The 12,435-nt window shown below is 46.9% G+C and carries 11 protein-coding genes and 1 pseudogene; 5 read left to right on the top strand and 7 right to left on the bottom strand.

Annotated features, from left to right (window positions below):
- Window positions 1-161 precede the first annotated feature (161 nt).
- Window positions 162-425: a DUF3276 family protein gene (locus EOO50_RS17150; RefSeq protein WP_290841513.1), complete on the bottom strand. Its 264-nt coding sequence runs from the start codon at window positions 423-425 to the stop codon at window positions 162-164.
- Window positions 426-742: 317 nt separating this feature from the next.
- Here EOO50_RS17150 and EOO50_RS17145 point away from each other — a divergent pair, with 317 nt between their 5' ends.
- Together EOO50_RS17145 and fsa are read left to right on the top strand one after the other, a co-directional pair.
- The gene (locus EOO50_RS17145) at window positions 743-1,543 is read left to right on the top strand and encodes an SDR family oxidoreductase (RefSeq protein WP_290841512.1); all 801 of its coding nucleotides are present in this window, start codon (window positions 743-745) and stop codon (window positions 1,541-1,543) included.
- Between the two features lie 282 nt (window positions 1,544-1,825).
- Window positions 1,826-2,482, top strand: a complete 657-nt coding sequence (fsa, locus tag EOO50_RS17140) for a fructose-6-phosphate aldolase (RefSeq protein ID WP_290841511.1) — start codon at window positions 1,826-1,828, stop codon at window positions 2,480-2,482.
- Between the two features lie 358 nt (window positions 2,483-2,840).
- On the opposite strand, the gene EOO50_RS17135 is transcribed toward fsa, so the two are convergent.
- Window positions 2,841-4,280 carry a thioredoxin-like domain-containing protein gene (locus EOO50_RS17135; protein WP_290841510.1) on the bottom strand — a complete coding sequence of 480 codons (1,440 nt, stop codon included), beginning with the start codon at window positions 4,278-4,280 and terminating at the stop codon, window positions 2,841-2,843.
- 373 nt (window positions 4,281-4,653) lie between these two features.
- Between EOO50_RS17135 and EOO50_RS17130 the strand changes: the two genes are divergently transcribed.
- Complete coding sequence (locus EOO50_RS17130; RefSeq protein WP_290841509.1) at window positions 4,654-6,270, top strand: ATP-binding cassette domain-containing protein; 1,617 nt, start codon at window positions 4,654-4,656, stop codon at window positions 6,268-6,270.
- Between the two features lie 30 nt (window positions 6,271-6,300).
- Here the strand turns inward: EOO50_RS17130 and EOO50_RS17125 are convergent.
- The 5 genes and pseudogenes from EOO50_RS17125 to EOO50_RS17105 all read right to left on the bottom strand — a co-directional run.
- A pseudogene (locus EOO50_RS17125) lies at window positions 6,301-7,827 on the bottom strand (hypothetical protein); the annotation flags it as partial.
- Between the two features lie 18 nt (window positions 7,828-7,845).
- Window positions 7,846-8,355, bottom strand: coding sequence for a M48 family metallopeptidase (locus tag EOO50_RS17120; RefSeq protein WP_290841508.1), 510 nt, complete (start codon window positions 8,353-8,355; stop codon window positions 7,846-7,848).
- 100 nt (window positions 8,356-8,455) lie between these two features.
- Window positions 8,456-8,623 (bottom strand): hypothetical protein, encoded by a 168-nt coding sequence (locus tag EOO50_RS17115; RefSeq protein ID WP_290841507.1) that lies wholly within the window; start codon window positions 8,621-8,623, stop codon window positions 8,456-8,458.
- Window positions 8,624-8,720: 97 nt separating this feature from the next.
- Entirely contained in the window at window positions 8,721-10,139 is a 1,419-nt protein-coding gene (locus tag EOO50_RS17110; protein ID WP_290841506.1) for a sensor histidine kinase, read from the bottom strand.
- Window positions 10,140-10,146: 7 nt separating this feature from the next.
- Window positions 10,147-10,602, bottom strand: a complete 456-nt coding sequence (locus EOO50_RS17105; RefSeq protein ID WP_290841505.1) for a response regulator — start codon at window positions 10,600-10,602, stop codon at window positions 10,147-10,149.
- A 151-nt stretch (window positions 10,603-10,753) separates the two neighbouring features.
- Here EOO50_RS17105 and pyrR point away from each other — a divergent pair, with 151 nt between their 5' ends.
- A complete protein-coding gene (gene pyrR, locus EOO50_RS17100; protein WP_290841504.1) occupies window positions 10,754-11,299 on the top strand; it encodes a bifunctional pyr operon transcriptional regulator/uracil phosphoribosyltransferase PyrR in 546 nt (181 codons plus the stop codon).
- 3 nt (window positions 11,300-11,302) lie between these two features.
- On the top strand, window positions 11,303-12,229 hold the full coding sequence (locus EOO50_RS17095) for an aspartate carbamoyltransferase catalytic subunit (RefSeq protein WP_290841503.1): 927 nt from the start codon (window positions 11,303-11,305) through the stop codon (window positions 12,227-12,229).
- Window positions 12,230-12,435: the final 206 nt, after the last annotated feature.

Below are 12,435 nucleotides of genomic sequence, written 5' to 3'. Positions count from 1 at the left end.
CCTGTAGAATCCTCCAGGATGGGAACATAGCAAAGGTATATGGTTGTAGCGGTGCGACGCAGGTCGCTTGCCATTTTTTTTAATTAGCGAATTAGCGAATTAGCGAATGAGGTCTTCCGGAAGGAAGATTTTTTTGTTTTAGGATGTTTGCGATTTTTGATCTATGACCGCTTTTGAGAACCGGAGCGTATTGGTTTCTTTACTTTAAGCGACTTTAAATGTTCGACCGATTTTTGGAAAATTCCTGCAAAGACGGTGACGTCTTCTTCAAAAATCATGAGACGATGGTGTTCGAAACCGGCATCGGTTTTCTTGCTTTCGGAAATTTTGAGATAAAGGTCGCCGCTCATGCTTTTGTTGATGTCGAAAAAATACGTGCGCGAACCTCGAGTTACATTAAAGGAGTGGATTTCATTTTGTGCCATGTTCAAAATTATTTTTCGAGATTGAAATTAGGTTACATTTTTTCTGGATGAATTGTTAAGATTGGGAAATTGGAAAATTAGAAAATTAGCGAATTAGCGAATTAGCGAATTTTGCTTGCCTTCCGGTGGGATTTTCTATTTTTGCGGGACGTAGTTTAACCTTCAGAATTCCTGTGATACAGGAAAGTTAACGCTACCGATTGCCATTTTATATTTTTGCAGGACGTAGTGTAACCTTCAGAATTCGTTTAATACAGGAAAGTCAACGCTACCGATTGCCATTTTCTAATTTTCTAATCCGCTAATTTTCTAATCAAATGAAAACAGTCCTCATAACAGGCGCGTCCTCAGGTCTCGGCAAGGCAATCGGAGAACATTTGTTCCACAAAGGTTACAACGTGTTCGGCACGAGCCGCAATCCTGAGAAGGTATTGAATTCGCTGTTTCCGATGGTGGCGCTCGACGTCCGCGACGAGGAAAGTATCAAAAATTGTGTGGCTAAGGTTGTTAGTGTTTCGGGTCGCATCGATGTGTTGGTCAACAATGCGGGTGTCGGGATTCTCGGGCCTGTCGAGGAAATTCCGACAGAAGAGATCCGAAACCATTTCGAAACGAACTTATATGGCCCGATCAACATGATGAAGGCCGTGCTGCCGTTCATGCGCGAAAAGAAATCGGGGCTGATCATCAACATCACATCGATCGCGGGTTATACGGGATTGCCGTTCCGAGGTATTTACTCGGCGGGAAAAGGCGCGCTCGAATTGCTTACGGAATCGATACGCATGGAAGTGAAATCGTTCGGGATCGAGGTCTGCAATCTGGCTCCGGGTGAATTCGCGACCGATATCGCGGCGCATCGTTATCATGTGGAATTGTCGCCGGCCTCGGCGTACGCATCGACATACGGAAAAACGATCGACCTTATAAATTCTCAGGTCAGCGCGGGCGACGATCCGATAAAACTTGCGGAAGCCGTACACAAGATCATCACTACCGAGAAGCCGAAAATCCATTATAAAGTCGGGCCTGCGTTGTCGTTGTTCTCGATCGTGCTCAAAAGAATCCTGCCTGATAAGATGTACGAACGCATGCTAATGAACCATTATAAGTTGTGATTAAAATAAATGTTTAAATTACACTTATTTTAAAATGTTTTCTCATATTTGTAAAAAGGTCGTATTTTCGCGACGGATTTGCGTTAGGGCTTGAGCGGTTATCCTTTTGTGAAGTGCAACGCAGCAAAAGATAGTAGCGGGAGACCGACGGCGGCTCGACAAATGCGATCAGCTTTTGTCGAGCCGCAGTAACGCCCAAAAGACGTCAATAATTGAAATCAAATTCCTCCGGAGGCAAGAATTCAAATCAACGAATCAACAAATAAACAAATCAACACACATATGAAATTCTTTATCGACACCGCCAACCTTAACGAAATCAAAGCTGCCCAGGAACTTGGCGTGCTTGACGGAGTGACTACGAATCCGTCGTTGATGGCGAAAGAAGGCATCACGGGAACGAACAACATTTTGAAGCACTATGTCGACATCTGCAACATCTCGGACGGTGACGTGAGCGCCGAAGTCAACGCCGTAGATTTCGACGCTATGGTCAAAGAAGGCGAGGAGCTTGCCGAATTGCATGAGCGTATCGTCGTGAAATTGCCGATGACCAAAGACGGAATCCGCGCTTGTAAATATTTTACCGACAAAGGAATCCGAACTAACGTTACGCTGGTATTCTCAGCGGGACAAGCGCTTTTGGCGGCTAAAGCTGGAGCGACGTACGTTTCACCTTTTATCGGGCGTCTGGACGATATTTCGACCGACGGTCTGAACCTGATCCAGGAAATCCGTGAAATCTATGACAATTACGGTTTCGAGACTGAAATCCTTGCAGCTTCAGTTCGTCATACGATGCATATCGTGAATTGCGCGAAGATCGGTGCCGATGTCATGACAGGACCGCTTTCGGCGATTCTTGGTTTGTTGAAACACCCGTTGACTGATAGTGGTTTGGCGCAGTTCTTGGCGGATTATCAGAAAGGCAATCAATAGATTTTAGATCTTAGATTTGAGATTTTAGATTTTTACGGGTTGTTGGACGATTCGGTTTACAAACGCGAATATCTCAAAGCGAAATTTAAAGAATAAAAAAAACGTTTCCGATCAGTTGGAAACGTTTTTTTGTTTTATGATTTTCAGGATATGAAGCCTAAATCTAATTTCTAATTTCTGGACGTGTGAGCGTAGATTTGACGAGTCGGCTTTACAAACGATTATTTCAGAATAAAGTTTAGGTAATAAAAAAACGTTTCCGATCAGTTAAAAACGTTTTTTGTCTTTTATCACTTCAAGATCTAACTCGGGTCCTGACGCCGAAATCTAAAATCTAAATTCTAAAATCTAAAATCAACTATCTGCTCGTCAACACATCCGAATAATTTCCCTGTAATTCATTTTCAAAGTTCACATCGAACAGATTCGCGAATGCGTTCTTGATCGTGCCGTCGCTGTTCAACACGATCGTGCGATGGATCTTCGTGATCGCCCATTTGTCCTTGATGTCCTGAAAATTCTTGCAACGCAGCTCGATGATTCCCGGAAATTGGTAGTTCGCGAGGTTTCCGGTCCATTTTTGCTGGTTGTCGTCGAAGTTCACGGCAATGAACTGGTACGCCGGATATTTCTTCTGGAACGCGAGTACTTTTTTGTGGGACGCTTTGAAATGCGAATCGAGTTTTTCAGTCCAACAGAAAATCACGGTCTTCTTGAGCGGAAAGTCTCTCGATGAATAGACCTTTCCGTTCGTGGCGATCAAATCGACATCGGGCAACCTGTTTCCGGGTTTGAGTTTCTTTATCGCGTTTCCGATCTTGTTGATTTCGTTCTTCTTGCTGTTGTCACTCGAATATTTGTGGAACATGTCAAGGAACGTCTGGTTGTTCTCCATGTTCTGGTCTTCGAGCAGATATGCGAACGCGATGTTGTTCAGGATAATGTTCTTGACTTTGTCGTCCTTGATCAACGTGTCGGCGATCTGCAGCTTGTTTACGTTCGTCTTGAGCGCGAGATCGGCCTCGGTGAAATGATTGTGGTAATTGATCGCGGCCATGTTGTTGAGCATGTGCGACAAATAGTTCACGTAAGGCGCATATCCTGACAGTTGGGCCTCGTTGAAGTTGATATTTTTCCTGAAATTGTAGAAATCCTTGGGCAAGGTGTCGGTCAAGTCGTTTCCGGTTCGGATGCGATGCACAACGGGATAAACTTCCTTCTTTGAGTAATAATGGAAATCCATTGCGGCTTTCGCGAACTTGTCGAAGTCTTCGCTCCATGCGATTTCAGCCTTTTTCTTTTCGTACAACTTTTGTTCGGCGGCGTATGACGAATCGATCGACCTGCTGAATTTTTGCCAATCGTAATCGAAAACCTGATAAAATTGGTTCTTGTCGGCTTCGTTCCTCAGGTAAATATCCATGAGAAAATTGTTCTTTTGGTCGCCTCGGCCGCAGAATACGATCGATTCATCGAAATCGCGAGAGTTGATGTGAACCATCAAACTGTCGTTCTTATCGAAATAAACGTATTGGTATTCAGGATCGTGTCGGAACGAATAAAGTCCGGGTGCGAGCGAGTCGAACGTCTTGAAAAACGTATTGTCGCTGTTGAGCGGAATGGTGTCGAGCACTGCGCCATCCTTACAAAACAACACGTAACGGTTCACGGGATTCGCGACCTCGCCGCCGAAGTAAGCGGTGAAATCCTTCCTGCCGTATTTCTTGTCGCAGGCGCTCAGTACCAAAAGGCAGGCGACGGGCAACACGAGTGAACGGATCACTTTCAAATCTAGCATAAAATCAAGGGATGTGGAACAAAAATATCGGGTTGAGCCATACGTTACTGTTAAGGCATAGTTAAATGTAAAACGCCAGTATTTGCGAGTGTTTCGGGAAATGAAGACTAATGACGAAAGACTAATGACGAAGGACTTACGCGCGGTAAAATATTTAGTTTGACCGAGCTAAAAATCATAAAGAAAAAGCAAGCTGACGCAATCCATCTCCTCTCCGTTCGTCATTCATCGTTCGTCGTTCGTCTTTCATCTTTAGTCATTAGTCTTTAGTCTTTCGTCATTAGTCTTTTGTCTCTCGTCTTTCATCATTAGTCTTTCCCCTTTCGTCTAAATTCCCTACTTTTGCACACGAAATTTTAATACGTCCAAGCACATGCTTACAGTAAATAATTTATCGGTACAATTCGGGAAACGCATCTTGTTCGACGAAGTGAATACCGTTTTTTCTGATGGAAACATCTACGGCGTCATCGGAGCCAACGGAGCCGGAAAATCCACGTTCCTTAAAATCATCGCGGGTGAAATGGATCCGACGTCGGGTAATGTATTCCTCGAACCCGGAAAACGCATGTCGGTGCTCAACCAGAACCACAACATGTTCGACGAGAGCACGGTTTTGGAGACGGTGATGATGGGCAACAAACATCTCTTTAAAGTGAAGTCAGAGATGGACGCGCTTTATGCCGATTATGACGACAAAAACGCCGACCGTATCGGGGAACTCCAAGTGCAGTTCGAGGAAATGAACGGTTGGAACGCCGATTCTGACGCTGCGACGCTACTTTCGAACCTTGGCATCGGGGCCGATCTTCACTACACCTTGATGGGCGACGTCGACGGAAAACTCAAAGTCCGCGTACTTTTGGCGCAGGCACTTTTTGGAAATCCCGACGTGTTGATCATGGATGAGCCCACGAACGACCTGGATTTGGAAACGATCACGTGGCTCGAAAACTTTCTCGCGAATTATGAGAATACCGTAATCGTAGTATCGCACGACCGTCACTTTTTGGATGCCGTGTGTACGCATATTTCCGACATCGACTTCAGCAAAATCAATCACTATTCAGGAAACTACACGTTCTGGTACGAATCAAGCCAGTTGGCTGCGAAACAACGCGCCCAACAGAACAAGAAGGCCGAGGAGAAGAAAGCCGAACTCGAAGAATTCATCCGACGTTTCAGCGCCAACGTGGCAAAATCGAAGCAAGCCACGTCGCGTAAAAAAATGATCGAGAAGCTCAACATCGCCGACATCAAGCCGTCGAGCCGACGTTATCCAGCAATCATTTTCGACCAGGAGCGCGAGGCCGGCGACCAAATACTCAACGTCCAAAATCTTGCCGCTTCAGTCGACGGTGAAGTGTTGTTTACCAATGTCGACCTGAACATGGCCAAAGGCGACAAGATCGTGGTGTTCTCGAAAGATTCACGCGCGACGTCGGCGTTCTACGAAATTTTGAACGACAAGCAAAAACCCGATGCGGGAACCGTTGACTGGGGAATCACGACAACCCAGGCGTATCTTCCGCTTGACAACCACGACTATTTCGAAATCGACCTGAACCTCGTCGATTGGTTGCGCCAATGGGCAAAAACCGAAGAGGAGCGCGATGAAGTCTACGTTCGCGGTTTCCTTGGAAAGATGATTTTCTCGGGAGAAGAAGCGTTGAAATCGGCCCGCGTATTGTCGGGAGGAGAAAAAGTACGTTGCATGACATCGCGCATGATGATGCAACGCGCCAACGTGTTGATGCTCGACGAACCGACGAACCATCTCGATCTCGAATCGATCACGGCGTTCAACAACTCCCTCAAGAACTTTAAAGGTTCGGTGTTGTTCACGACACATGACCACGAATTTGCGCAGACCGTCGCGAACCGCGTACTCGAATTGACCCCGAAAGGAGTGATCGATCGCTACATGACGTTTGACGATTACCTTGACGATCCGAAAATCAAGGAGATGAGAAAGAAAATGTACGAATAACAAGAATCCCGGTTTAGAGCCGGGATTTTTTTATGCGTTTTCGAGAAGTTGCGCCTTGTAGTCGAGCATGGTTTTCTTGGCGTCGAAGTACGATTGCTGCAAGACTTCCAAATAGAAATCGACGGCTTTGTTCATGACTTCGATCGCCTCGTTGTCGTATTTATCGCGCGAAAAATACTCGAAATGGCCTGCCGATAGGTAATCGTTGAACGCGATTCGTGCTTCTCCTTTCATCGCCGATTCGAACAACGGGTTGTTGACTATTTCCTTGAGTTTTGCCTGAAACGTTTTCTCGGATCTCAAAAACACCTGCATCTTGGCGCGGATCACGTCAGGTTGCTGCACTTCATACGCGAAACTGAAATTGTTTTTCATATCGACGAAAATACTAACGTTGACCTCGTACGCGGAATCGAGATCGAAAAAGTTCCTGTAAACCGTCAGTAGCCTGTATTCGCTTGACGAAGCTTTCGCGAGATTGTAGAAATGATTGAAGATACGCTTGTCGTTCTTATCGATCGTCTCGTTCAGGAGCGCGATTTCCTGCTCGAGTTTCTTGTGCAGATCTCGCGCTTGCGACGCCCGGTATTTCACGCCGTCGTAATCGAAGGTCTTTAAGTCTGCGGGGTTTTCCGCGATCGATTTTAGATTTTCAGAATCGGCGCGCATCGCATTCCTGACACCTATCATTCCGACAGCTTCATTTCCGAATAAGACGGCAGCCGAATGGTTGTCAGGTTGTGCGACCCAGGTTTTCACATCGAACGGTTCAGGATTGTGCTGATCGTAATGACCGTTGAACGCATCAGGAAATTTATTCGCGAGATAATTGTTCGTGATTATTGTATGGAAATCCTCGAGCTCGTCGGTTTTCGGAGTATCCGGATACGCGATCCCTGAAAAGATGTTCTTCGTAATTTGCCTTTGTGTCGACTCGATGTCGGTGAATAGACTTCGCGCCGATGTCGTGTCAGGATCGATATCTGCAACATTCGCACGCCTGAACTCGGCGATCCGGTCTTCGTCTGATGGATGCGACGACCATTGATCCTCGATGTTGAGTTTCGAAACCGCCGATTTGCTGCCTAAACCTTGTTCGATATCGGGCAAATTGTTCTGGAACGGAATGCGGTTCGTCTGCGCGATGAAGTTCATCATGTGCTCGTGTCTCGGGAAAATATTGTCGGTGAAAATCGATTCCTTGATCCGGTTGTCGTATTGGCCCAAAACCCTTGACATTGCCTGAGACGCCATGTCCATGCGCAACATCGAACTGATCATCGGATTCGTGCCGACAGCTTTTACGGCGATTGCGTCGGCATGGAATTCCATCTCGCGCGACAACGCCATGTAATTCTTGTTCACGATTCGATACACCGAGCGCAACGTGAATTGGACGCCGCGATTGTACCAGACCGCGAACCACGATACTATGTTGAAATAGCCGCTTCGGCTCGACCAGGACGCGAGCGCATTGTCGTATCCCTCGTTTTCGTAAAGCATGTTGTAGATGACGCGGTTCAAATTGTAAACGTAAGATCCGACCTTCATCGACCTTTGCGAGAAATGCCCGAATTAATGCGCCATGATGCCGCGAAATTCGCTTACGGTCGTCGCGTTTACGAGTCCCATCCCGATGTGCAGGTTTTTGCTGACGGGCAGGAACATGCTCCAAAATCCCGAATCGTAGAAAACCGACGCGTTGACTTCATGCGATAAGAAGATTTTTTTCGGAAACGGCGTCCCGATCTCGGTCGTGAGTCTGCGGATCGCGGCCTCGAGTTTCGGTTCTTTCGAAACGTCGATTTCGGTCAGACCCGAATAGTCGGATCTGTTTTTGGCGAAGGCGAACTTGACCATGAAAAAAACGATCGCCAAACCGCACGCAAGCAGCGCCAAGCCTAACATAACGGTAATAGCGGTCGCTTTGAACATGAACAAAGCGATCGCGGCGAATCCGAAACCGGCGCAAATCGCCAATGCCAACGCGAAAAGCAAAAGATATGTCGCAATGAAAAGCAGGATAGAAAATACGGCACGCCAGGCGCGCTTCTTAAAATTGGCGGAAACAGTAACGTTATGCATAAATGGTTGTCTGGTTTTCAAAAATAGCTTTTTGGCGAAAACCACAAAACTTTTGCGCATAAAAAAGCCGCTCGTTAAAGCGGCATATCGTATAAAGTTCTTACTTCCTGAACCTCGAAATGATCCAGATGATCAATACGACGACTGCGATCACGAGGAAAATCCCGACGCCCATTCCGGCCTGGAAAATATCGCCGACCAATTCGCAGCTGATCAATGTCGTTGAAATAAGTAAAATGAACAGCGAATATAAAGTAAAACGTTTCATAGTAAGGTTGTTTTTGTTGTTATGTAAATTTCCAAAAACACCTCGTTTGTAGGCTTACAGCATTTTCGCTTTATTTTGCAGAATTATTCCTGTTAATCTAGACGGGAATGTAAATGGTGAAGGTCGATCCTTTTCCTTCAACGCTTTCAGCCGAAATAAATCCGAAGTGATTCTCCACAATTTTCTTCACGATCGCAAGCCCGATGCCCGTTCCCGTATATTCATCCTTCGTATGCAAGCGCTGGAAGACTTCGAAAATGCGTTCCTTGTATTGTTCGTCGAACCCGATTCCGTTGTCGGAAACCGTGATCTTCGAATAGTTTCCACTTGGAACATCCTTGAACGACATCGATTTTGAATCGACGATGGAATGTTCGATCACGACTTTCGGTTTGACATCGGCGGCCGTGAATTTAATGGCGTTCGATACCAAATTGATTAGAAGTTGCCTGAATTGGGACGTGATAATGTTTACGTTTTTTTCGCCTTTTACTCGTATCGTAGCGTCGTGCTCGAGGATTTCCTCGCTCAGATCTTCTTCGATTTCTTTCACAATATCGAATAGATTCGCCGATTCCAGAGGGAAAACTTCCTTCTTCAGACGCGAATATGCGAGCAGATCCTGAATGAGGTTTTGCATGCGTTTCGCCGATTCCTGGGTGCGCGACAAATAGCTTTTGCCTGTGTCGGAAAGCGTTTCGTGATCCTTGTCCAGAATCCGGCTGATGAACGTCTGGATCTTGCGCAGCGGTTCCTGTAAATCGTGGCTCGAAATATACGTGAATGACTCAAGTTCCTTATTTACCTGCGCGAGCGATTCGTTGCGTTGTTCGAGCGTCATATTGCGTTCCTTGAGCTGCGATTGGCTTTCCTCGAGATTGTCGCGCAACGTGTTCGACGTATTCAGTTCGCGGTTCACCATGAAATACGATGCGATCAACGCGAGCAATCCCACGACCGTGAGGAAAACGGTGAGCAAAGGCGTGACGAAGCTTTCTTCGTTGAGCGATTGTTTGCGCAGCTTGAGCAACATATCTTCCTCAGTGCTCATGTGCGAAATGTGCATGCGAAGTTCCGACATGATCTTGCGCGCGCCCAGCCATTCGGGCACTTTGATCTTCCTGTTTTTTGAGGTGTCGATCAACTTGCGCATGTAGTCGATGCGTCGGTCGACGATTTTGCGTAGAATCGGGACATTTTCCTGCTGCGAATAATTGTCTTTGGTGAAACTGTCGAGGCTGTCGATGCGTGTCCCGAGAATGTTGAGCGTCTGTTCGAACTTGTCGAGATAGGTCGAATCGCGCGTCATGATGAAACCGCGTTGGCCCGAATCGGCTTCGGTCACACCCGTATAAATGTTCTCTAACTGGAGTTTTACGAGCGTCGTGTGGTTCACGAGTTCCGACGCTTCGAGCAACTGCGTGATCCGAATATACGAAAACACTGACAGCACGAGCAACAGCGCGGCCGCCACAATAAATATAAATCGAATGCGATTGATCCTGACGTTATCCATAGAAATTTCAGGCGACCCTGACCACGAATTTTTCCCTCGCGGGACGTTCACGCAATTGTTCCCCTATCGAGAATACGAAGGCGAGCGTTTTTTTGAGTGATGAATACGAAGCGGGTTTGGTGATGTAAAGGTTTGCGCCCTGGTTGAAGGTTCGGTCGACCACGTCGGCATTGGTCGATGTCGAGAAGATCACGACGGGAATGTCCATGAATTTGGGCGATTTCCGGATTTCTTCAAGACATTCGAAACCGTTTTTTCGCGGCATGTTCAGATCGAGGAAAATCACCTCGGGTTTTTCAGGTTCCGAATCGGCAAGCGCCTGCATGAGCCGCACGCCATCCGAGACAATAGTAAGATTGGCCTCCGACTGTACTTCGTGGAGCGCTTCTTTAAAAAGCGAGCAATCGTCAGTATCATCGTCCGACAGGAAAATGATTTTGGGACTTTTAGGTTCGGTGAACATGGCATTTTTTTATCTGGAACCCTGCTAATTTAGGTAATTTACGATTAAGCCGTAAAAAAAGATTTGCATACCTGTTATTAAATATTGCGTTTCGATTGTTTGTGACGTGCGTAAAAAAGTTAACTTTACACCCCGAACACAACACGTCACTATGGGTCAGAAAGTATTGCTCACCGCCAAGGAAGTCAATATCATCCTGCATCGTCTGGCTTGTCAATTGATTGAAAAACACCTCGATTTTTCCCAAACCATCCTTATCGGAATACAACCTCGCGGTTCTTTTCTAGCCGACAGGTTAAAAACGATGCTCGAAAGCGAATACAACGTAAGCGATGTGGCGCTGGGTTATCTCGACATCACGTTTTTCCGCGACGATTTCAGGCGACGTGAGAAACCACTCGAAGCGAATTCGACGCGTATCGACTTCATTGTTGAAAACAAAAAAGTGATCTTCATCGACGACGTGCTTTACACGGGACGCAGCATCAACGCGGCACTCACGGCTTTGCAATCGTTCGGACGACCTGCTGAAGTGGAACTTTTGGTTCTCATCGACCGACGTTTCTCGAGACATCTGCCGATCCAACCCGATTACCGCGGACGCCAGGTCGATTCCATCAACGACGACAAGGTCAAAGTGAACTGGATCGAGAACGAAGGCGAGGACGTCGTGTATTTAGTCAATAACAATCAATAAAAAATGGCCGAATTAAGCGTAAATCATCTCTTGGGAATCAAGTACATCACGAAAAGTGACATCGAACTTATTTTTGAGACCGCCGACCATTTCAAGGAAGTCATCAACCGGCCTATAAAAAAAGTACCTTCTTTGCGCGACATCACGATCGCGAATATCTTCTTCGAGAACAGTACGCGCACCAAGTTGTCGTTCGAACTTGCACAGAAAAGGCTTTCGGCCGACGTGATCAGTTTCGCCGCGGCACAATCGTCGGTAAAGAAAGGCGAGACGCTCATCGATACCGTAAACAATATCCTCGCGATGAAGGTCGACATGGTCGTGATGCGTCATTCGAGTCCGGGAGCGGCTCACTTTCTGTCGCAGAACGTCAGGGCTTCGATCGTAAACGCAGGCGACGGCGCGCATGAACATCCGACGCAAGGTTTGCTCGATTCGTTCTCGATCCGCGAAAAACTGGGCGAAGTCGGTGGAAAAAAAGTCGTGATCGTAGGCGATATTTTGCATTCCCGCGTCGCACTTTCGAATATTTACGCACTTCAGATGCAAGGCGCCGAAGTAAAAGTCTGCGGCCCGAAAACGCTTATTCCAAAATATATCGAATCACTCGGCGTGACCGTCGAACCGAATCTGCGCAAGGCACTCGAATGGGCCGACGTCGCGAACATGCTGCGCGTGCAGAACGAACGCCTCGATTTCTCGTATTTCCCGACGACACGAGAATACACCCAACAATACGGCGTCACCAAAGAATTGCTCGATTCGCTCGACAAAGAAGTCGTGATCATGCACCCGGGCCCGATAAACCGAGGTGTTGAAATCACGAGCGATGTCGCCGATTCCCAACAGTCGGTGATTCTGGAACAGGTCGAGAATGGCGTTGCGGTTAGGATGGCGGTTATTTATTTGTTGGCGTCGAAGATTAAGTAGACACGCTTCGCTTTGGACACGCTGCGCTTTGGACACGCTGCGCTTTGGACACGCTTCGCTTTGGATGACGAAACTGTAAAAAAGACGATTTCTTTTTTGGCTTGACGCGATTTTTTGGATTTTTGCACTCAGGCACTCAGGCACTCAGGCACTCAGGCACTCAGGCACTCAGGCACTCAGGCACTCAGGCACTCAGGCACTCAGGC

Origin of the sequence: Flavobacterium sp. (assembly GCF_004211145.1) — a bacterium.
Lineage (GTDB): Bacteria > Bacteroidota > Bacteroidia > Flavobacteriales > Flavobacteriaceae > Flavobacterium.
Note: the sequence above shows the minus strand (reverse complement) of the source record. Positions and strands in the feature narration are given on the sequence as shown.